Origin of the sequence: Neorhizobium sp. AL 9.2.2 (genome assembly GCF_013317225.1) — a bacterium.
Taxonomy (GTDB): Bacteria; Pseudomonadota; Alphaproteobacteria; order Rhizobiales; family Rhizobiaceae; genus Neorhizobium; species Neorhizobium soli.
Map to the genome: position 1 here is coordinate 473,761 of NZ_JAALXU010000001.1, position 21,172 is coordinate 494,932.

At 61.4% G+C, this 21,172-nt stretch carries 13 protein-coding genes and 1 tRNA gene; 7 read left to right on the forward strand and 7 right to left on the reverse strand.

Going from position 1 to position 21,172, the window contains the following annotated elements:
- Nucleotides 1-73 precede the first annotated feature (73 nt).
- The 5 genes from infA to G6K99_RS02375 all read left to right on the forward strand — a co-directional run bounded on the left by infA (nucleotide 74) and on the right by G6K99_RS02375 (nucleotide 3,115).
- Nucleotides 74-292: a translation initiation factor IF-1 gene (gene infA, locus G6K99_RS02355; RefSeq protein ID WP_062453856.1), complete on the forward strand. Its 219-nt coding sequence runs from the start codon at nucleotides 74-76 to the stop codon at nucleotides 290-292.
- A gap of 28 nt (nucleotides 293-320) precedes the next feature.
- Nucleotides 321-941, forward strand: a complete 621-nt coding sequence (locus tag G6K99_RS02360; RefSeq protein WP_062453855.1) for a Maf-like protein — start codon at nucleotides 321-323, stop codon at nucleotides 939-941.
- A 22-nt stretch (nucleotides 942-963) separates the two neighbouring features.
- Nucleotides 964-1,182 (forward strand): DNA gyrase inhibitor YacG, encoded by a 219-nt coding sequence (gene yacG, locus G6K99_RS02365; protein ID WP_062579059.1) that lies wholly within the window; start codon nucleotides 964-966, stop codon nucleotides 1,180-1,182.
- A 181-nt stretch (nucleotides 1,183-1,363) separates the two neighbouring features.
- Nucleotides 1,364-1,439: transfer RNA gene (locus G6K99_RS02370), tRNA-Phe, on the forward strand.
- A gap of 320 nt (nucleotides 1,440-1,759) precedes the next feature.
- Nucleotides 1,760-3,115: a pilus assembly protein TadG-related protein gene (locus tag G6K99_RS02375; protein ID WP_062453853.1), complete on the forward strand. Its 1,356-nt coding sequence runs from the start codon at nucleotides 1,760-1,762 to the stop codon at nucleotides 3,113-3,115.
- A gap of 52 nt (nucleotides 3,116-3,167) precedes the next feature.
- Here G6K99_RS02375 and pbpC read toward each other — a convergent pair whose 3' ends face one another.
- Together pbpC and G6K99_RS02385 are read right to left on the reverse strand one after the other, a co-directional pair.
- On the reverse strand, nucleotides 3,168-5,249 hold the full coding sequence (gene pbpC, locus G6K99_RS02380) for a penicillin-binding protein 1C (RefSeq protein ID WP_174195608.1): 2,082 nt from the start codon (nucleotides 5,247-5,249) through the stop codon (nucleotides 3,168-3,170).
- A 140-nt stretch (nucleotides 5,250-5,389) separates the two neighbouring features.
- Nucleotides 5,390-10,855 carry an alpha-2-macroglobulin family protein gene (locus tag G6K99_RS02385; RefSeq protein WP_174195609.1) on the reverse strand — a complete coding sequence of 1,822 codons (5,466 nt, stop codon included), beginning with the start codon at nucleotides 10,853-10,855 and terminating at the stop codon, nucleotides 5,390-5,392.
- A 351-nt stretch (nucleotides 10,856-11,206) separates the two neighbouring features.
- Between G6K99_RS02385 and G6K99_RS02390 the strand changes: the two genes are divergently transcribed.
- Nucleotides 11,207-12,541: an aspartate aminotransferase family protein gene (locus G6K99_RS02390; RefSeq protein ID WP_174195610.1), complete on the forward strand. Its 1,335-nt coding sequence runs from the start codon at nucleotides 11,207-11,209 to the stop codon at nucleotides 12,539-12,541.
- A 94-nt stretch (nucleotides 12,542-12,635) separates the two neighbouring features.
- Here G6K99_RS02390 and G6K99_RS02395 read toward each other — a convergent pair whose 3' ends face one another.
- Both G6K99_RS02395 and G6K99_RS02400 read right to left on the reverse strand, forming a co-directional pair.
- Nucleotides 12,636-14,222: a sorbosone dehydrogenase family protein gene (locus G6K99_RS02395; protein ID WP_062453849.1), complete on the reverse strand. Its 1,587-nt coding sequence runs from the start codon at nucleotides 14,220-14,222 to the stop codon at nucleotides 12,636-12,638.
- 3 nt (nucleotides 14,223-14,225) lie between these two features.
- Nucleotides 14,226-14,666 (reverse strand): DUF2231 domain-containing protein, encoded by a 441-nt coding sequence (locus G6K99_RS02400; protein ID WP_062453848.1) that lies wholly within the window; start codon nucleotides 14,664-14,666, stop codon nucleotides 14,226-14,228.
- 123 nt (nucleotides 14,667-14,789) lie between these two features.
- On the opposite strand from G6K99_RS02400, the gene G6K99_RS02405 reads away from it, so the two are divergent.
- Nucleotides 14,790-15,383, forward strand: coding sequence for a DNA-3-methyladenine glycosylase (locus G6K99_RS02405; RefSeq protein WP_082471830.1), 594 nt, complete (start codon nucleotides 14,790-14,792; stop codon nucleotides 15,381-15,383).
- Nucleotides 15,384-15,393: 10 nt separating this feature from the next.
- Here G6K99_RS02405 and G6K99_RS02410 read toward each other — a convergent pair whose 3' ends face one another.
- The 3 genes from G6K99_RS02410 to bcsN form a co-directional block, all read right to left on the reverse strand.
- Entirely contained in the window at nucleotides 15,394-17,868 is a 2,475-nt protein-coding gene (locus tag G6K99_RS02410; RefSeq protein WP_174195611.1) for a cellulose biosynthesis cyclic di-GMP-binding regulatory protein BcsB, read from the reverse strand.
- A 5-nt stretch (nucleotides 17,869-17,873) separates the two neighbouring features.
- Complete coding sequence (gene bcsA / locus G6K99_RS02415) at nucleotides 17,874-20,045, reverse strand: UDP-forming cellulose synthase catalytic subunit (protein WP_062453845.1); 2,172 nt, start codon at nucleotides 20,043-20,045, stop codon at nucleotides 17,874-17,876.
- Nucleotides 20,046-20,119: 74 nt separating this feature from the next.
- Entirely contained in the window at nucleotides 20,120-21,166 is a 1,047-nt protein-coding gene (bcsN, locus tag G6K99_RS02420; protein ID WP_174195612.1) for a cellulose biosynthesis protein BcsN, read from the reverse strand.
- Nucleotides 21,167-21,172 lie beyond the last annotated feature (6 nt).

The following is a 21,172-nucleotide window of genomic DNA, read 5'->3' on the forward strand; positions in this document are numbered from 1 at the left end:
TTCCGCGCAAATTTCGAGGCGGCTGATCAGATTTCGGCCTGCCCGACCTTCAACACAGAAAGAAAACCAATACATGGCTAAAGAAGAAGTTCTTGAATTCCCGGGCATTGTCGTCGAACTGTTGCCGAACGCGACCTTTCGCGTGAAGCTCGAGAACGAACACGAAATCATCGCCCACACCGCGGGCCGCATGCGCAAGAACCGTATCCGCGTTCTGGCAGGCGACAAGGTTCTTGTCGAAATGACCCCTTACGACCTGACCAAGGGTCGCATCACCTACCGCTTCAAGTAAGAATTTCTCGCGGCAAAGACGGGTCCCCATGGCGATCGAACAAAAGCTCATCCTGGCCTCAGGCTCGCCGCGTCGTCTCGATCTTCTCAATCAGGTCGGCATCGAACCGGCCCGGCTGATGCCGATGGATATTGACGAGACACCCAAGCGGGTGGAGCATCCGCGTTCGCTTGCGCGTCGTCTTTCGACGGAAAAGGCGGAAGCCGCCTTCGCCGCCGTGAACAACGATCCCGCCTGGCGCCACAGCTATATCCTGTCTGCCGATACGGTCGTGGCGGTCGGACGCCGCATCCTGGAAAAGACGGAGTATACGCAGGACGCCAGTGCCGCCCTGCATCTTCTGTCGGGCCGCGGCCACTGGGTCTATACCGGCATCTGTCTTGTCACGCCGGGCGGCCAGTTCCGCCAGAAGGTGGTTGAGACCAAGGTGCGCTTCAAGCGACTGTCGACCCGCGAGATCGAGAACTATATCGCATCGGGCCAGTGGCGGGGAAAAGCCGGGGCTTACGCGATCCAGGGCATCGCCGGCGCCTTCGTGCAGAAACTCGTCGGTTCCTATTCCAACGTCGTCGGCCTGCCGCTTCATGAAGTGACGGGTCTGCTGGCTGGCGAAGGTTTTGACGTCGCCGGCGCATGGCCGCAAGGCTGAAGACCTAAGAAGGAGGCCTGATATGGCTGAAACTTCAAACAAGGACATCACGACAGGCGGCAAGGTGGAGCCTTTGCGCAAGGCAAGGCCCTGTCCCGAATGCAGCCGCCCTTCCGCGCGCGAACACTATCCCTTCTGCTCGGACCGCTGCCGCAATCTGGATCTCTCCCGCTGGCTGCAGGGCAGCTACGCCATCCCCGTGGCCGACGATGAAAGCAAAGCCGACAACTACGAGGACTAGATCCTCGTCCGGTTCGGCCTTTGATTTCGCTCATGAAATCAGGTTTTTCACAAACCTTTCAAAAAAGTCGTCCGGGGTGCTGGACATGGCCGAACAAGATGTTATAACCCCGCTCGCTTCCCGGGGATACAAACCCCGGCCGGTCAACCAAGGACCGGAACGGCTTGCATAAAGCCCGGATGCCCGGATAGCTCAGTTGGTAGAGCAGCGGATTGAAAATCCGCGTGTCGGTGGTTCAAATCCGCCTCCGGGCACCATTTCTTATCGAGAAAATGCCTCTGTTGATCGAGTCCAGTTGAAGTCGATTTTTCTCGTCTTTGCAGATCCGGGCATCTCTACCACTCACCTGTTGTTCGTCAAAAACGCTACTCCACAAGGGTCGGCCGACTTCTTTGGTAAGCGGCCTCCCGTTCCCCACCACTGGCCACAAGACCAGGCGCCGCAAAAACACGTTTCGTTAACAATTTCAATTAGCTACTTTAGTAACAAACATTTGAAACGGTGGGAGCTGATCGAATGCTCTGATCGAACTGCAGCATGATGCCGCTATAAAAAACTAAAAGGCAGATTGCGGTTTATGCTTGCAAAATTGAGGTCTATTTTTTCCTGCACCCGGGGCAATTTCGGCGTGCTCACCGGCCTTATCATGGTTCCTTTGATCGGTAGTGTCGGATTGGCAATCGATTTCGGACGTGCCCTGGAGGCAAAATCCTATCTCGATGCAGCCGCGGATGCTGCGGTACTTGCTGCTGTCTCCGAAAAATCCGCAGCGGTCGCAAAAGCCATGAAAATGGCCGAGGACGGTACTGTCGCCATCGCGGACACCGAAGCCAAGAAAATCTTCAAATCTCAGTTGTCGGCCAGATATGGGGACAACATGGAAGGTTTGTCGAGCCTGCTGATCGACGTCAAGCTGGAGCTGGTAAAGTCCGACGGCGTCGTCACATCGAGACTGAAATACGCCGCCACTCTACCCACGACCTTTACGCGGATCCTCGGCAATGACGAGATGGCGATTTCGGGGCAAGCGACCGCAGCCTACCTGATACCGAGTTTTCTGGATTTCTACATGCTGCTGGACAACACGCCATCGATGGGGGTCGGCGCGACTGCCGACGACGTGGCGAAACTGGAAGCTGCAACGAAGAATGGATCGGATGGGAAAGGCAAGGACGCCAACTGCGCTTTTGCATGCCACATCGTTTCGACGAGCGGTGTCGCCGACAAAAACAGCTATTACTATCTCGCCAAAGAAGTTGGCGCGACCATCCGCATCGACGTTGTCGCGGAGGCGGTCTCCGCGCTCATGACAACGGCGCAGGAGACTCAGACCGTTTCCGGCCAATTTAAGATCGGTGCCTATACGTTCGGACAAACCTCTGCCGATGCCCAGTTATATACCGTTTCCGAGCCGACGAGCAATTTCACCTCCGTGGCAAAGGCGACGAAGATGATTGAGCTGATGAGCGTTCCGAGCCATTCGTCGCCGAACGGGCAGACCGACTACAATGAAATACTGTCCAAGATCGGCCAAAAGATCAAAACCGTCGGTGACGGGAGCAGTTCGGCGGATAGACAGCCAATCGTTTTCCTTGTCGCGGACGGCGTTGGAGACGCATACCGTTCCGATTGTACAAAGAAGCTTTCATCATCCAACGGCGATCGCTGCATGGAGCCGTTGAATGCCAGTCATTGCAACGCCCTGAAGGCGCGCGGAATAAAGGTCGCAGTCCTGTACACAACCTATTTGCCTCTGCCCAAAGACGGTTTCTACAAGAAGTGGATCGCACCCTTTCAGAAGGAAATTCCGACGCAGATGCAATCTTGCGCCACGGAAGGCTACTATTTCGAGGTCAGTCCGACCGACGGCATAAGCGAGGCAATGGATGTCTTGTTTCGCAAGATCGTGGGCCGTGTACGGCTGACAAGCTGACGGGCCTGATCATTCCGATCTCGGTCCGGTTCACTCCTGGCCTAACCTGCCCTCACTCCACGAACACCCGCACGGTTGCAGCCCGGCCGGCGGAATCGATCACCGTCAGTGTCGAGAAGCCCGCGCCTTCGGGTAACCAGTTGTTGGTGCGGCGGCGGGAAAGATCGGTGAGGGGTTTTCCGTTGGCCAGCCAGCGGAACGGCGGGCGGCCGCCCTGCAGTTTCAGCACCAGCGGCGAGATCTCGCCGGTTTGGGCGCCGAGATCCACCTTGGCACCCTCGGGGGGATAGACGATCTGCGGGGCGGCTTCGCGGGTCGAGGCGCTGATCAGGCCGCTTGCCGTCATCGAGAAGCGCCGCTGGCCGATCGGCAGGTCGGATTGCGCCAGCCGTGCCGTGGCTGATGGTGGCGAGGGATGCGGCGTGATCGCGACGCCGGAGCGGGCAAATGCCTCGAACAGGATAGGCGCCGCTGTCTGGTAGCCGGCGATGCCGGGAACCGCACCATTGTCCGGCCGCCCGACCCAGACACCCAGGACATGGCGTCCGTCATAACCCACCGACCAGGCGTCGCGGTATCCGTAACTCGTGCCGGTCTTGTAGGCGATGCCGAGGCGGCGGCTTCCGGTTGGCGGCAGCACATCCGAGAGGATGTCCGTGACGTTCCAGATCGCCTGTGGCTCCAGCAAGGGCTCGCTGTCCAGACGTGCCGCGACAGTGTCGATGCCGTTGCCGAGCCGAACGGGCTGGCCGCCGTTGGCCAGAGCGGCATAGGCCTGAACCAGATCCTTTAGCGTGATGCCGACCCCGCCAAGCCCGATCGCAAGGCCCGGCGCCTCGTTCGGCGGAAGCACCGGATGCACCGCTGCCCGTCTGAAGCGGATCATCAGGCGCGACGGGCCGACGGCATCGAGCAGACGAATTGCCGGAACATTGAGCGACAGCTGCAGCGCCTGGCGCACCGTGACATCGCCCTGATAGCTCATGTCGAAATTCTTCGGCCGATAGCCGAAGAAATCGGCGGGGCGATCCTCGATCATCGTCTCTTGCGCCACCAGCCCCTGTTCAAATGCAAGTCCGTAGATGAAGGGCTTCAGGGTCGAACCCGGAGACCGCAGCACCCGTGTCATGTCGATCCAGCCGGCGCGGCTTGCATCGAAATAGTCGGCCGAACCGACCTGGGCGACAATTTCGCCCGTCACCGCATCCGCCATCACCATGGCGAGAGATGCCTTCGGTTCGAGCTTCGCCGAAGCTTCCCGCGCGACCTCTTCCAGCTTCTGCTGAATGCCGCGTTTCAGCGTGCTCTGGTATCGCGGCACTCCGGGCTGTTTACGGATCGCGGCTTCCGCCATATGCGCCGCAAGCGCCGGCAATTGCAGTCTGCGCCGGGGGAGGCCGTCTTGGGACGCCCGTTCCGCTTCTCCTTCACCCGTCAGGGACGCGACGGCCGGCCGGGAGAGAACGCCTTGACGGGCCCGCATGGCCGATTGCGGATGCCGGTCCGGCCGACGCGTTTCCGGCGATTGCGGCAGGGCCACGAGCAGAGCTGCTTCCGCCACCGTCAGCCGCGCCGGCTCCTTGCCGAAATAGGCAAGGCTTGCAGCCCTCACCCCTTCGAGATTTCCCCCATAGGGCGCGTAGGTGAGATAGAGCTCAAGGATCTCCTGCTTGTCGAGGCGGCGTTCGATCTGGATGGCGCGGGCGATCTGCAGGAGCTTTGCCGAAAATGACCGGGCTTCCCTGGGCTCGATCAGACGCGCGACCTGCATGGATAGCGTCGAGGCGCCGGAAACGATCCGCCCGTTGACGAGAAGCTGGAACGCCGCGCGGCCCATCGCCTTCAGGTCAATGCCGCCATGCTGGTAAAACCGCTGGTCCTCATAGGCGACAAGCATTTTCAGGAACCGCGGATCGACATCTGCGATCGAGGTTTTGAGACGCCAGCGGCTTTCGGGTGTGGCAAATGCACGGAGCAGAAGCCCGTCGGCATCGAGCACCTCTGCCGATACGGTTTGCGCCTTATCGAGCGGTGGCGGATAGGCACGGTCTGCAGCGTCAAGCCCGATCGCCAGCCCCGCCGCGAGAGCTGTGCAAAGACCAAGGCCCAACGAATACGTCCATCTGCGTCTCATGGCATTCTTCTCGTCGTCCTGCCGCTGACTGCCTCGACTTCGCTTTGCAAGGCGATCGTCATTCGAGGCTTCCTGGTCGCAATCTCATGCTGCAAGCTGCCGCCCGTTGAGGCGGACGGCAGCCACCTGCCTGTCGTCTCTCACGGCGCCGCCACAACCTCCATCTTGCCCATCGCCGTCCTTGCGGAAAGCTGCGGACGGTACATGTCATCCACCTGTGCCGCCGGATGATCGTAGGTGCCGGGTGTCACGGCGCGCACCACATAGGCGAGCGTGATCTTGCGGTTGTCACCCTCGGCGCGGTTGAAGGCTGCCACGAAACGGTCGTTGCGGAACTCCGTATGGGCAGCCTGCACCTCTTCGATCCAGTCGAAATTGGCAAGGCTGGCGCTGTTGACGATGCTCGGATTGTCGATCTCGAAACCCGCCGGCAGGAGATCCGTCACGACGATGCGCGAAGGCCAGTCGTTTGTCTCCGTGACGTTGAGAACGACGACATAACGCGTGTTCTGCTGCGCCGTGCTGACATTCGCCTCCTCGCCATCCATCGTGTAGTAGGTGCGGGTGATCTCGAAACCATCGCCGCCGGCAGCTAACGGCTGCGCCGGGGCGGCAACCGTGGTGATGGCCGCAGACAGCTTATCCTTGCTGTCGTTGCGCACCGTCAGCGGATGATCGAGCAGCACGTCGCCTGGCATCTGCGACATCAGCGTCCCGATGTGGGCCGCGCCGTTGACGCTGAGACGCAGGTCTTCGTCGCCGTTCTGCAAGGCCCGGGCCGCCAGCAGCATCCAGGTCTGTTCCTGCGTGCTGGTATGTTTCTTCGCCACCCATTCCTTGGCAACGACATTGGCAAGTGCAGGCACGATCGGCGGCACCGGCCGACTTTCGGCGGCTAGCGCCAGAACCGCTGCACCATCTCGCAGCGAGGAGCCGTAATCCGAACGGCTGAGGCTGACTTTCTTGATCTGCGCTCCTTCCGACATCTGCAGCGCGTCGTTGAAGATGGTGCGTGAGCGCTGGGCATCGCCGTAGAGCGAAAGTGCTGCAGCGATATGCGCCTTGGCAAGCGGTGTCGGGAAGTCGCCGAGCATCGTATCGGCGTAATAGCGCAGGTCGCTGATCGCAGCCTTGCGGTTGCGCGCAAGCACGTAGAGCGCATAGGCAATCTGATTGCCCTGGTCGGCGACATTGGTCGTGTAGGCCAGCGTGTTCTGCAGATTTTCGAGCGCCTGGACGAGAGGCTTTTCAGGCACGTCGAAACCCTGTTCGCGGGCCCGCGACAGGAAGTCGGTGATATAGGCGTCCAGCCAGAGATCGGTGCCGGCACCATCAGGTCCCCAAAGCCCGAAACTGCCAGCCGATGCCTGGAAGGAGAGCACGCGGAAGATCGCATCCTGGACGCGCTTCTTGACCTCGGCATCATCGGCAAGCCCGTTCTGAACCGCCATCTGGCTCAGATAGAGAAGCGGAAGTGCCCGGCTGGTCGTCTGCTCGGCGCAGCCATAGGGATAGCGGTCGAGGCTCATCAGCAGCGCCGGAATATCGAACGCGTTGGAGCGGCTGACATTGACGCTAACCGAGGCGCCCTGAAGCACGCTGTCGGCAAGAAGGTTGGAATCCACCGTTACGCTTGCGCCGGGCTTCAGATCCACCAGCCGGCGCTCCGTCACCGGCATGGCCGCCGGGCGAACCGGGATGTTGAGAACCTGATCGACCGACAGGCCGGAAGCATTCGAGACCCGGATCGAAACAGTGCCGTCGCCGGGACCGATTCCCACCAGCGGCAGCGTCACACTCGTTTTTCCGCCGGCCGCCAGTTCGACCGGCTTGATCGCGCTCTGGCCGACCGCAACCGGGTCGTTTGTCGTAATGCCGAGATCATAGGTGCCGGCGGGTCCATCGGTGTTGACGATGTCCAGTCTGAGGTTGCTGTCGTCTCCCGGCGCAAGAAAGCGCGGCAGGCTGGCGGTCACGACGATCGGATCGCGGATGATGACGTCTTTGACCCCATGACCGACCCCGGATTTCGACCAGGCGACGGCCATCACGCGCGCCGTGCCATTGAACTGCGGAATGTCGAAGGAGACGTTCGCCTTGCCGTCGGCATCCAGCTTCACCGGCCCCGAGAAGAAAGCGACCAGCTTTTCCTTTGGCGGGCTTGCCTGCAGCGCGATGCTGCCGCCATCACCGCCGGTTCGAAGGCGACCGGTAGCACCAAGCGAGCCATCGATCAGCCGGCCGTAGATGTCACGGATTTCGAGCCCGAGACGGCGCTGGCCGAAATACCAGTCGTCCGGCGCCGGTGGCTCGTAGCGGGTGAGATTGAGGATGCCGACATCGACGGCTGCCACCGTCACATAAGCGTCTTCGTTGGCGCCGGCACCGGTTACGGCGACTGAGATATCCAATGGCTGGCGCGGCAGGGTTTTATCCGGTGCCGTGATCGCGACCGCGAGATCGCGCGCTTCCGGATCGACCTTCAGCCAGGTCACGCCGATCGCCCGCATCGGCATACGGTTTTCACGCGCAGCACCCGGGCGGTAGAGCGTTGCGGTCACATAGGAACCTGCTCCCCATTCGGCCGTGACGGGGATCTCGATCTCTCCGCCGGTCTCCGCAAGGCTTGCCGTCTTGACCGCGGTCAGCTGCTCGGAGCCTGCAATGATCATCAGTTCGCCGGCATAATGCGAGGAAACCTTGAGCTTGGCAGTATCGCCGACCTTGTAGCTCGGCTTGTCGAGGGCGATTTCCAGCGCGTCAGGCGTTTCGGTCGACGTGGCGGTCACGAACCAGCCGGCATCGAACTCGGTGCTTGAGGCCGGGCCGGCGGCATCGACCGTCTCGACTTCTAGGCGGTAACGGCCCCATGCGACCGGAACCGAAATCCGGCCGCCGTCGGCAGTTACGTCAACGCTGCCATTGGATACCTGCTTGGTGCGGGTGATCGGCTCGTAGCGCCAGGAACTGCCCTCACGATACCACTGATAGTCCTGCTCGACCTTGACCAGCTTCCACGGCAGGCCTTTTGCGGCCTGCTTTGCTCCGGTCTCGTCCACGAGAATGACGTTGAAACTGCCAACCGCGCCCTCGGGCAGGTCGCCGGAGAACTCGGGCTTGATGCCGATCCGCGGCCCGTCCGCCTTGACCGGCAGCGACAGGGTCCGCTCGATCGCGCGGCCGCCCGATTCTTTCATGCGCACGACGATATCCGCATTGATCAGCTTGGTGGTCGAGGGAAGCTCCGCGACATCTGCTGGAAACGATGCCTTGCCGTCTTCATCGGTATCGTCGAGTGCCTCGAGCGGAATGCGGACGGTTTCCGCCTGTTCCTCATCTGCAAGGCCGAACTGGTAGCCGGGAAAGGCAGCATTTTCGCGGGTCGGCTTGAGGGCGATCTCGCCTTCCAGGCCAAGTCCCGCTGCCGGTGCGCCATAGAGGAAACGTCCGTCGATCTCGACCGTAGCCGGTTCGCCGACCACGATTTCCTTCGCCGCGCTGGTCATGTCGAACTCGATACGATCAGGCACGAAATCATCGACCAGAAACGTCTTTTCGCCGATCGCCGAGCCCTTGGGATCGGTAAACACCTGCATCGTCCAGGTGCCGCGCATGGACGTGTCCTGCAGGGCGAGATCGAGCGTGTAGCCACCGAGCGCGCCTGACTTCACCATGCGGCGATCCTCGACGCCATCAGGGCGCAGGAAGACGAAGGTGAGCGGCAGGTTGTCGATTGCGGTCGCATCCACATTGCGGGCAAGGGCGCTCGCATGCACCGTCTCGCCTGGCCGGTATATGCCGCGTTCGGTCCAGGGCAGAAGATCGATCGCGCCGGGTGCCGGCCGGCCGGTCACGCCGCGATCGGAGAGATCGAAGCCGGCGCGGCTCATGTCGAGAAAGACGTAGTCCTGGCCGCTGTTTTGCGCTGTCAGCACCGCCGGCACCATGGCCGCCGTCCCGCGCATCAGGCCGGCCGTAAACGTGGCACGGCCATCGTCATCGGTCTTTGCGGTGCCCAGCACCTCGTTATTCTTGGCAAGAAGCTGGAGATCGACGCCGGCGATCGGCTTGGCGGAACCGAGCGATCGGGCAAACACACTGAGGCCGTCCGTGCCGGCGTAGGTGGTCAGCCCGATATCGGAAACGACGAACCACTGCGTCGCCTTGTTATCCCATTCCTGCGAAATGGCGTTGGCGGCCGATGCGGTCAGCACATAGACGCCGGGCTTGCGGTTCGGCAGCGCCTCGTCAACCGGGAAACTGGTCGCGACATCCTTGTTGAGCTCGCGGTTGGAACCCGGGCCGAGATCGATCTTGCCCTGCCAGACGAGTTCGCCGTTTTCCTGCTCGATGCGGTCGGCGGTGTAGCCGCTCATCTGGGTCAGAAACTCCGAGTCCGTCAGAAGCGGCGCAATATTGCGGTCACCGATCCGGTAAAGCTTGAGATCGGCCGTTTCGGTATTAACCGAAACGATCGGAATGCCGCGCCGGGCCGTGGATGGCAGCACGAAACTGTCGCCGGTAAACCGCACTGTCGGAGAGCGATCCTTGACGTAGAGGTCGAGATCGACCTGTGCTGGCAGCGGTTCATCGACGGAGGAGGGAAGGCCACGCCGCAGCGACAGCTTGTAACGCTGGCCGTGGGTCAGACCCTCGACGCAGATCTGGCTGTCCTTCGCCTCCATCGCTTTCGGCGCCTTGCCGTCCAGCGTCACGAAGGGTGCATAGTCGACGCCGGCCTTTACCAGAGGATCGGAAAACTGAACGCAGGCGCGCGGATTGGCGCTGTCTGCATCGACCGTGTTGCCGGTCACGCGAAAACCGTGGCGCTCGCGAAGGTCGTTATAGGATGCCTGCACCGTGCGGGCGCTGACCAGCGCAAGGCTCTGCTTGTAGGCGGAAAGCGCCTGGCGGTAATTCTGCTGCTTGGCAAGCGCTGCGCCAAGAACGGCAAGCGCATCGGCTCTTGCCTGCGTCGTGCGGGTCATAAGATAGCCGTTGATGGCGCCAAGCGTTGCATCGCCGTCTGCAGAGCTGTTGCCGTTGGCAGTGGAGGCGGCGCGGGCAAATTCGATCCAGAGTGCGCCATCATCCGGCGTCAGCGACAGGGCACCCTTGTAGTTGTAGATCGCGTTGTCGAAGCGGCCTGCAAGAAGTTCGGCCTGCGCGTCGGTCTTCAGTCTTTCGACATCCCGGCCCTGCTGGTTGTCACCAAGCGTCAGGCCATCCTTCTGCTCGCGGGCCTGCTGAAGCAGTTCCTCCGTCAGAAAGGAGAGCCGTGGCGCCGCTCCGATATCCGGCTCTGCCGCCACTTCGACGATCTTGCCGGCAACCGCGCCTATAAACGGATTGAGCTGAGCGTGGTCGGACTTGAGGAAGCACCACTTGGCTTTGACATTATAGGTAAAGGCGCGGCACTGGTTGTCGCCGATACAGGCGGTTTCGCACTGACCCTGGCTGACATTCTTCACAGTCCGCAGATCGAAACCCAGATAGTCGCCATCCACCGTGGTCTCTATCCGCCGCTCGGCAGCAGCTAGAGGCAGCGCCAGAACGAGAGACGAAAACAACAATGCGGAAAGTCCGAAGATCGCGCGCCTAGACATCAAAAGTCCCCCCGGTGGCTGTCGTCCAAGTTATGTTGTCGGATCTGAGTAAGCACTTGTCAACGGAAGTAAAGCCAACCAGCAGATGCAGTTTTGACTAATTCTACGCTGATCGATTCGACAACGTTTGATCCGAGGTTGAGGCTATCGAGATGACAGCACACGGTTTTCCTCGTCGCGACAATCTACGCCTCGGTATCCGGCCGCATAGCCCTGAGCGGGGGAGGCATTTCCACCAGATTGACATCCGCTTTCGGAGCCCACTCCCGCACGAGATGCACCCCCAACACAAAAAGACTTGTTCGCCACCGAAAAATCCGTGACATCTACCCTATCGAACAGGAGGCTTTCATGGATCACGCGAGCAAGACAAACGCGCTCAATCTTGACAATTTCTGGATGCCGTTTACGGCAAACCGCCAGTTCAAGGCGACGCCGCGTCTGCTCGCGCAGGCGGATGGCATGTATTACACCGATGTCGACGGCAACAAGGTTCTCGACGGCACGGCGGGGCTGTGGTGCTGCAATGCCGGCCATGGTCGCAAGAAGATCGCACAGGCCGTCGAACGCCAGCTCACCACCATGGATTTTGCCCCGACCTTCCAGATGGGTCATCCCATCGCGTTCGATTTCGCCACGAAACTGGCGGAGCATGCGCCGGGTGGTGCCGCCGCCAAGCTGGATCGTGTCTTCTTTACCGGTTCCGGTTCCGAATCTGTCGATACCGCACTCAAGATCGCCATTGCCTATCAGCGGTCGATCGGGCAGGGGACCCGCACCCGTTTCATCGGTCGCGAGAAGGGCTATCACGGCGTCGGCTTCGGCGGCATTTCGGTCGGCGGTCTCGTCAACAATCGCCGTGTCTTTCCGCAGATCCCGGCAGACCATATGCGTCACACGCTCGATATCGAGCGCAACGCCTTCTCGAAGGGATTGCCGGCGCATGGCATTGAGCTTGCCGACGATCTCGAACGTCTCGTCGGACTGCACGGGGCGGAAACCATCGCAGCCGTGATCGTGGAGCCGATGTCAGGCTCCGCCGGCGTCATCCTGCCGCCCAAGGGCTATCTCGAAAAGCTGCGCGCAACGGCCACGAAACACGGCATTCTTCTGATTTTCGACGAAGTCATCACCGGCTTTGGCCGTCTCGGCATGCCGTTTGGCACGGATTACTTCGGTGTCGTGCCGGATCTCGTCACCACCGCCAAGGGCATTACCAACGGGACGATCCCGATGGGCGCGGTGTTTGCCAGCCGCACGATCTATGACGGACTGATGGCAGGGCCTGAGAACGCGATCGAGCTGTTCCACGGCTATACCTATTCCGGCCACCCGGTCGCTTGCGCCGCCGGTCTAGCGACCATGGAAATCTACGAGGAAGAGGGCTTGTTGACCCGCGCTGCTGGTCTTGCCGGCGAATGGGAAGAGGCGCTGCACTCGCTGAAAGGCCTGCCGCACGTCATCGACATCAGAAACCTTGGCCTCGTCGGCGCCGTCGAGCTGGCATCGCGCGAAGGCGCTGTGGGAGCACGTGCCTATGATGTCTTCGTCGATTGCTTCCAGAAGGGGCTGCTGGTCCGAGTCACGGGCGACACGATCGCGCTGTCGCCGCCGCTGATCATCGAAAAGGAGCAGATCGGCACCATCGTCTCGATGCTCGGTGATGCGCTCAAGCGCGCGGCATGACGGCGACCTTAAAAAGAAAGTGCAGCCGGTAGGCGTTACCGGCTGCACATGAGTTCGTCTGTCTAGCGTCGATAAGCGCGAGACCGTTTCCGGATTAAGGCCTTGCTGCTGGCGCAATGTCGGTTTGCGACGGCTGCAGCGTATCGCTTTTACCGGACACTGGGGCCTGACCGGTCAGCCGCTCTTCTGCAGGGGCGGTTGGTGCGGCGAGTGCCGGTTCCGTGGAGCCGGTCGTCCCGTTGGCCGGAGGACTCACTGCTGCAACGGGTGCCCGATCCGTCTTGTCGGTGGTCGCGGCCTGCTGTGCGGTTGCCGCGGTCTGGTCGGTGCCGATCGGCTGCGGAATGACCGTGCCGTCGGCATTGGCGACCCGCCAGACCGTGTTGCCGGAATCGTCGGCAACCAGAAGCGCCCCCGTTCCATCGATCCCGACACCGACAGGTCTGCCGCGCGCCTGATCGTTCTCGATAAAGCCTGTCACGACGTCCTGTGCCTTGCCAACAGGCTTGCCGTTTTCGAAGGGCACATAGACGACCTTGTAGCCGTTGAAGTGATCCCGGTTCCAGCTGCCATGTTCGCCGATGAAGGCACCGCTTGCGAAGGCGGACGGCATGGCGGAATTGGCCGAAAACGTCAGGCCGAGTGCTGCGACATGGCTGGACAGCGCGTAGTCCGGCGCGATCGCCCTTTCGACCATGTCCGGCCGTGGCGGGTGAACGCGAACGTCGACATGGTTGCCGTAGTAGCTCCACGGCCAGCCGTAGAAGCCATCTTCCTTCACCGACGTCATGTAGTCCGGCACCAGGTTCGGACCGAGTTCATCACGCTCGTTGACGACGGTGTAGAGAACGCCCGTATCCGGGTTGAAGGCAAGACCATTCGGGTTGCGTAGGCCGGATGCGAAGACGCGTGCCGCCCCCGTCTGACGATCGACTTGCCAGATCGCGGCGCGGCCCTTTTCAGCCTCGAGCCCGTTCTCCACGATATTGGAGTTCGAGCCGACCGAGACGTAGAGCATCTTGCCATCGGGGCTGAGCGCCAGATCCTTAGTCCAATGGTGGTTGATTGGCCCGCCAGGAAGCGGGGTCAGCACCTTTGGCGGCGCGGTAATCTCGTTCTGGCCGAGTTCATAAGGGTAGGCGATCACGGCGCTGGCCGAGGCCACGTAGAGCGTATTGTCCACCCAAGCCAGGCCAAACGGGGAATCGAGCTTGGTCAGAAGGTCGTGCCGTTCATCGACCGTGCCATCGCGATTGGTATCGCGCAGCAGAGTGATGATATTGGTTTCCTTCTCAGCGCCAATATCGCCGTGGGCGATCGACATGATCCAGCCGCGGATGAAATCCTTCGGCCTCGAGGTCGGCTCGCCTGCCGGCGCCTTGGATTGCACGACAAGCACATCGCCGTTCGGAAGCGTGTGGACGGTGCGCGGGCTCGAAAGATCCTTGGCGTAAACGGTAACCTTTAGGCCTTCAGGAACCTTCGGCGTTTCGCCATCCTTCCAGCCGATCACTTCCGCGACTTTCAGGTCGGGGATGAGCGGGTGCGATGGTTCCGGCAGGACAGGATCGGGGCCAATCTGCGAGTTGACGTCGAAGTCATTGCTTTGGGAAAAGGCCGGCAAGGCGGTGCCGAGCGACAGCGAAAGCGCGGAGGCAAAGAGAATGCGGGACGGCTTCATGGATCAGATCCTCCAGGCCAGGCGGGAATACTTGCGGGCGGAAATCGCGGCGGCGAAAACCGAGAGAACGAATGTGACGACAGAAATCGCCAGTCCGTAAGGCACAACGGCCGTCCAGCCGTCGCCGGCGTGAACAAGGCTGTTGAGGAAAGCCAGCGCCAGAATGACGATATAGATGACGATGGTGAGAAATGCCGGGCGCAGCGGCCGCGTTCTTGGACGAAGCATATCCAGCAGGCCAGCGACGATTGCAACGCCGCCGAAGACAAGGCCGGCAAACAGAAGCCAGGAGGAAAAGTTCTGCCACATCAGGTGACCATCGCTTAGCCAGAAGGCCAGGTCGGTCCCGAGTGTCAGGGTGAAGCAGACGAAAGGAAAGGGAACGAAGAGGGACTGCAGCGGATAGGCCGCAGAGTCTCTGTTATCGGAAGAAAAAACAGTCATGAAAACGCTCCGGGAGGCAAAGAGCCAGGGAATGGACGCCAACCCGTGACGACGCCCTTTGTTCCCTTGGCGCTATCGAGTGGTTAGGTTGGATCATGAACCGCAGAAATGGTGAGGCACGACATGGCACTGGCAGCCGGATTTTTCACGCGGTCCGCGGTGGATGTGGCGCGCGACCTGATCGGCGCTGAATTCGAGCTTTCGGGCGTCGGCGGCGTCATCGTCGAGACCGAGGCCTACCAGCCGGATGATCCGGCATCCCACAGCTTTCGCGGGCCGACGCCCCGCAACCTTGCCATGTTCGGGCCGGCCGGTCATGCTTATGTTTACCGTTCCTACGGCATCCACTGGTGCGTGAATTTCGTCTGCACGCCGGGCAGCGCGGTGCTGATCCGGGCCTTGCAGCCCGTGAACGGCATTGCCGAGATGGAACACCGGCGGGGCAGGGCGGAGCCCCTGCTGTTATGCTCCGGCCCCGGACGCGTCTGCCAGGCGCTGGGAATTGGTATCGAGCATGACGGCCTGTCGCTCATGGAAGCGCCTTTCCGGCTTGCTCCGCCGGTAACGCCGCCCTTGGTGGTCGCGGGACGGCGGATCGGAATATCGCGTGGTATCGACCAGCCGTGGCGGTTCGGCCTTCAGGGATCGCTGCATGTCAGCCGACGCTTTACCGGCAAGGGAGGGCTGCCGGAGGACCCGACAGCCGCACGGGATTGACCTGCCGTGCCTATTTCCGACCGAGCCGGGTCAGCAGTCCACCGGTTGCCAGCCCCACGAGAATTGCACTCGCGACGAGAAGCACTCCGTAGGACATGATGTTGTCCGACAGCCAGTTCGTTGCGATCAACCGTACATTCGAGAGTGAAAAGTTTGCAGTCGGCGTGAAGTGGAACCAGTTGACCGGAACAATCACCGGATCTGCTTCGGAAACATCGTGCACGGACACGCGTCCGTCGAGTTGGTTCCACGCTTCGCGTGCCGAAAAGGCCTCCATCCCGGCAGAAAGCTCATCGCCCGTCGCGCCGATCACCGCCGTCCAGGTGCCGGTTTGGGTCGGATCGTTTTCCTGTGCGATGATCATTCCGGCGGTTTTCGGCGGCACATAGATCGCGTCACCTGCCGGCGCAAACCGCAGCATCGGTGCGGAGAGGTCAAAGTTCCGCTTGGCCCAATCCGCCACGGAAGAAAGCTGTCGGCCGAAGAAGTTGTTGCCGTTGCGATCCTGCCAGTCCTGGAGCGTCAACGACGCCCGGTCGGCCGGGACGTGATCGCTGTTCTCACCCCAGCTACCGCGGCTTTTCTGCTCGATGCCGAGATCCGTCAGGATATTGGCTGGAAATTCGGAGATCGCGCCGACAAACAGCGCATTGCGCCCGGCGATACGCGCCGTTGAAATCGTCACCGAGACCGGTATTGCTCGATGTGACGCGGTCGCGATCTTGCCAAGGAAAGTCGCCGCGGATCCGAGGGTTTTTTCATCGATTCGGCCGAGGAACAAAGGAACGGACTCGGTGCCGGTCGAATAGGGAAAGCCGGTGCCCGACGTAGCGCCGAGATTGGGGACGCGGGCGATGCGGGCGAAATCCGGCATCTCGAACTGTGAAGTACCGAAGAGAGCAAACCGCGTGCCTTCATTCGCAGTGGCGCCCGGCGCGCAGGCCTTGTCCGACGCCGTCAGCAGCGCAGCTTCGAGCGTGATCGTGTTGACCCCAGGCTTGAAGTGACGCAGCGTCAGCTTGATCGGCAGGTGGCGCAGAATGGCGCCTCCGTCCGAGGTGATCGGAACGGTTGAGGCAATATTCCCATTGACGAAGACGTCGATGTGACTGCCAGGCAGAACCTCCGACACATAGGCGGCATCCAGCAGGATGCGCGCTTCGCCATAGGCGTTCGCGTAGAAATCCGCCGGAACGCCGATTGTGAACTCGGTACGGTAAAGCCGCCCGGAAAACTCCTCGCTGCTGACCCCGAGAGAATTGAAATCAATCGATTTCTCGGCAAACAGGAATGGCGTATCGATGCCGCGCCAGCTCGAGGTCGCCAGTGTATCGCGGCGCTGGATGCTGCCGCCATCGGTGGAGGCAACGAAACTGTCGATAAGGCCCTGAAGCGCCGGCCAGCTGGGTCCCGACAGGACCAGAGCGGAGGATCCGTGCCCAGGGTAATCGGTAAAGCTTGCAACGGCTGCACTGGAAGCGGCTGCCGCCAGGTTCGGAAGGATCGGTCGAAGTTCGTCCGGTGTCCCCACGAAGACCGCAAGTTCGCCGGGCCTCAGATCGGGTGTAATGGTTTTCTGGAATGAAAACGACTGGTTCGGCATGCCGCCCACCAGCGATAGTCCCTGCGCAAGCCGCATCAGAACATCCGTCGCGCCCAGCTGGTCGAGCGCCGGCACAATCAAGCGGAATCGCGTCTTTCCGCTGCCGTCGACGCCGACTGCCCTGACATCGTCCAGTCGGTTGAACCGGTCGCTACGCTCGTCGTCGAACGCCAGGAACGTCCGCTTCGGGTCGATGTCGGTCCAGAGTTCGAACGTGGATTCGACCGTGCAGTCGGTGCGGTGACGCTGATTGGCCGCGAACCGTACCATATTGCCGCCCGCCTTCAGAACGCCCGGCGGTATGTCGAGCACCCGTTCGAACGGCTGGTCGGGCGATGCAATCTTGTCGCCATAGATCTCGACGTCGTTGATCGTCACGGAAAGGCGCGAGGCCTCCGGCGCAACGACGATCGAGTTCTGGTATGTGAGGTGCAGCTTTGCACCCGTCGCCGCCTGCTCCTCGGTCAGGTAGACGGACCAGGAACGCTGCTGGACCTCGCCGTTCAGGCGCAGCGACGGGGCAGGGATGAGGTAGCGCCGCGCCGTTTCGGTCGAAGCCTTGGCTGCCGCCTGAGGAGCAGGGGCCGTTACCGGAGAGGGAGAAGCGGTGGCCGCCGGTGCCGGTGCCGCGGGCGTTTTCGGAGCGGCTGGAATGGGCCGTTGAACCTGTGGCACAGGTGCCGGAGCCGGGGTTTGCGGTGAAGGCGGCGCGGTCGGGGTTACACCTTGGCGGGACCGCTCCGGACCCATGTCGAATGGCGATGATGCGGTGGCCGGCGATTGACCGGGTTGCTGCGCAAGCGACGAGACCGACAGGGCGCCGGTCGATGCCAGCATGGCCGCGACGAATAGAAGGCGGGGGAAGCGTGTATTGATGATCATGTCGCTCAACCTTCCTTCGTCGTCTGGCTCTTGCCCAGATCCTTCAACAGGTAGCCGAGGCCGCGGGTCGTCTGATAGGCGGCAAGACCCAGGAACCAGATCGTGCCGCGCAAGAGGCCTGGGTTGTAACGTCGCGAGGTCTGGAATTGTGTCCACTGGCTCGAATTGGCGAATATGAGATCGGCGATCAAACGGTGATCGGTGGATTTCTGGGGCATGTAGCGGCACCCCGCCGTTGTCACGTCGCCGACCGTATCGAAGTTGCGGATTTCGATCGGCAAATCGCTGATCGGCAGGTCGCTGAACGGCTGGAACCGGAGCACACCCATGGCACCGTTCGCGATGTCCCTGGCGCCTTCCGTATAGATCTGCAGTGCTGCACCATTGACCGAAACATCCTCGATCGTCGCCGTGAACCAGCGGTCGCCGATCCCGAATTCGCAACGCCGGCTGACGCGGATACGGCGGGACGACTGCTTCTCCCCACGTTCGGAAACGACGCCGAGCGCGCAGCCCGCAATGATGATGTTGAGAAGATTCCAGCCGCCCACGACCAGCGTCACGTCCGCCTTGAACGGCTCGGTATAGACCCGGTAGATGCTGATGAAGAAGGCAATGACGAGAACACAGAAGATCACGAAGAACGGCCGGCTGATCTCCGAAAGTCGGCTGACGGACACGGACTCGTCTTTCGCCGTCACCTTGAAGGTCGGCTTGCGCGGATTGAGCATGACCGAAACGACAGCCGGCAGCAGGTGCACGGTCTGGACGTATTCGTAGAGCTCCGAAATCCACGGCCAGCGGAACGACCCATAGAGGTAGTTCTGCATCAGCATGTTCACGATCATGTAGGTCAGCGAGTAGACCAGGAACTCGCCGCCGGACGAGGTGAAGATCTGCAGATCGAAGAACAGATAAAACAGCGGCGCAAACAGGAAGATCGTCCGCGGGAAGGGAAACAGCCAGAATAGCGTCGAAGACATGTAGCAGAGGCGCTGCGGGAAGGAGAGCCCGCGCTTGAGCGGCGGGAAGCGGAACCGAAGGATCTGCATCATCCCTTGCGCCCAGCGCGAGCGCTGGCCGATAAAGCTCGCGAAGGTCGCCGGCTGCAGGCCGGCGATTAGTGGGCGGTCGACATAGATGCTGTGCCAGCCGAGACCGTGCAGATCGAGCGCGGTTTCACAGTCTTCCGTGATGCTGACGCCGCTGAAACCGTTGGAGACTTCGAGCGCCTTGCGGTTGAGAACGGCCGCGGAGCCGCAGAAAAAGGCGGCATTCCACTTGTCGAGACCACGCTGGATGATGCCGTAGAACATCTCGTTCTCGCTCGGCATCTTCTCGAATGTGCGCAGGTTGCGCTCGACGGGATCAGGATTGAGGAAGAAGTGCGGCGTCTGCACGAGGAAGAGTTTCGGCTCCTTCTCGAAATAGTGGACGGTTTCCAAGAGGAAGTCGCGCGTCGGGGCGTGATCGGCGTCGAACACGGCAATCAGATCGCCGCTCGAATGGGCAAGCCCGTTGTTGAGGTTGCCGGCCTTGGCGTGTTCGTTGCGCTCGCGGGTCAGGTATTTGACGCCGAGGTCTTCGCAAAGCTGGTTGAGGGCCTTGTAGCGCGCATCCGCAGCCCTTGCATCCGCCACGTTGTCGGCGCGGCGCTTCTGCAGCGTGCTGCCGTCATCCAGCAGCCAGACGGTCAACTTGTCGGCCGGGTAATCCATGTTGCGGCAGGCTGCAAGCGTGTTGGCAAGCAGCGTCTCGTCCTCGTTGTAGGACGGCACAAAGACGTCGACGCTCGGAAGCGGTCCTTCAGTGCGGCCGTGCGGCTTTCGCGCCGGCAGCGGCATGGCAACGACGAAGAGGCTGAGCGCCAGCATCATCACGCTGTACATCTCGGCCAGGTAGACGAGCATGCCGGGAATGAAATTCTCCAGCTGGTTCACCGGCGGCAGCGTGCTCGTCGTGCGCCAGTAGACGTAGCGCATCACCATCGCGGTGCCGAAGGCGAGAGCCACGAGACGCCATTTGCCGTCGGCGTTGAGCATCTTGATGATGATCATCACCGTGACGATCAGGACGCTCGCGATCAACTGGGTGCGCGTGTTGATCGGCAGGGTGACCAGGGTCACGATCATGATCGTGGCGAGAACCCACACGATGGCAGAAATAAAAGTACGCATCGCCGGATTACCTTTGCGGTTCGATCGACCGGATTACGGTTGGCAGGATCACGACGGGATTGCCGGCCTGACGCTCAGCGACATACGACATTGGCACCCTCCGCCTGTGTCGAGCAGGAAGGCGAAGGAACCGTGACGCGCGGAGCGGCTGCGGGTGTCAGTGACCTCGGGGACGCAGCAGCGTCCGAGGGCGCTGACGGACTGAGGCCTGCGGGAGAAAGTGCGGAAACGCTGGGGATCCTTGGCCCCACCGGCTGCATGACAGGCTCCATCATGCTGCTGGCAACCGGTGCTACGGCTGGCCGGACCGGCGCGGCAGGGGCTGCGCGGCGGATCATCGGTGCAGCTTGTCGTTGCGGCAGGACCGGAACGATAGCTTCCGTCGAGGCAGGACGCGGGTAGGTCGGAGCGCCGGTTCGTCCGATTTCAGGCGAAAGCGGGCTCGCATCGCCATAGGGATTCCAGCCGAGCGAGTCGACGGAGGCGTTGATGGTGAAATTGTACATGAAGGCGAGAAGTGCCTGCTCCGTCGCGCCGGCCTCGCAGATCCGCACGCGGATCTGGATCGAGCCGTAGTTATCGACCGGCGACATCTTCTGCGCCTGCGAGCGGATCTGCTGCCATCCGTAGAGGCAAAGATCGCTGCCCCTGCCGCGCCCGAACGCATAGCCGAACGGGCCATAGCTGTTCTGGACGTAAAATTGCGACCGCACCATCCGTACACCCGGAAACCCGGATGCCATTTCGCGGGCTGTGCCGCTTTGCGAGACCATTTTCGACGTCAGCCGGTTCGAGCTATAGCTGAACGCGCTCTTCGTGCCGAAGAACTGCGCCTTGATGAAGTTCTGGCCGGGCGTGAGTGCGGATGTGAAGAGCGGAATTTCCTGCTCGATGGCGTTGTCGTAGCGCCGCTCGATGACGCCGACGATACCAGGGCCGGATGGCGGCGGCATGACCATGGCTTCTTCCGCCTGGACGGTCTTCACCAGGGCGCCCGGCTGGATCGGAGCTCCGCCGCAACTTGCCAGGACGAGAGGCAGCAATCCTGCGATGGCAATTGCGAAGCTTCGGCAGTCGCTGCGTACGAACCGGCGAACTTCGGCAAATGATCTTTTCGTCATGGGCAC

What these genes read in the sequence shown, in the direction of transcription:
- G6K99_RS02395 (WP_062453849.1), bottom strand. Translation starts at nt 14,222, where the DNA reads ATGAAGCCGTCCCGCATTCTCTTTGCCTCCGCGCTTTCGCTGTCGCTC.
- bcsA (WP_062453845.1), bottom strand. Translation starts at nt 20,045, where the DNA reads ATGCGTACTTTTATTTCTGCCATCGTGTGGGTTCTCGCCACGATCATG.
- pbpC (WP_174195608.1), bottom strand. Translation starts at nt 5,249, where the DNA reads ATGAGACGCAGATGGACGTATTCGTTGGGCCTTGGTCTTTGCACAGCT.
- G6K99_RS02385 (WP_174195609.1), bottom strand. Translation starts at nt 10,855, where the DNA reads ATGTCTAGGCGCGCGATCTTCGGACTTTCCGCATTGTTGTTTTCGTCT.
- bcsN (WP_174195612.1), bottom strand. Translation starts at nt 21,166, where the DNA reads ATGACGAAAAGATCATTTGCCGAAGTTCGCCGGTTCGTACGCAGCGAC.
- G6K99_RS02375 (WP_062453853.1), top strand. Translation starts at nt 1,760, where the DNA reads ATGCTTGCAAAATTGAGGTCTATTTTTTCCTGCACCCGGGGCAATTTC.
- infA (WP_062453856.1), top strand. Translation starts at nt 74, where the DNA reads ATGGCTAAAGAAGAAGTTCTTGAATTCCCGGGCATTGTCGTCGAACTG.
- G6K99_RS02410 (WP_174195611.1), bottom strand. Translation starts at nt 17,868, where the DNA reads ATGATCATCAATACACGCTTCCCCCGCCTTCTATTCGTCGCGGCCATG.
- G6K99_RS02400 (WP_062453848.1), bottom strand. Translation starts at nt 14,666, where the DNA reads ATGACTGTTTTTTCTTCCGATAACAGAGACTCTGCGGCCTATCCGCTG.
- G6K99_RS02360 (WP_062453855.1), top strand. Translation starts at nt 321, where the DNA reads ATGGCGATCGAACAAAAGCTCATCCTGGCCTCAGGCTCGCCGCGTCGT.
- G6K99_RS02390 (WP_174195610.1), top strand. Translation starts at nt 11,207, where the DNA reads ATGGATCACGCGAGCAAGACAAACGCGCTCAATCTTGACAATTTCTGG.
- G6K99_RS02405 (WP_082471830.1), top strand. Translation starts at nt 14,790, where the DNA reads ATGGCACTGGCAGCCGGATTTTTCACGCGGTCCGCGGTGGATGTGGCG.
- yacG (WP_062579059.1), top strand. Translation starts at nt 964, where the DNA reads ATGGCTGAAACTTCAAACAAGGACATCACGACAGGCGGCAAGGTGGAG.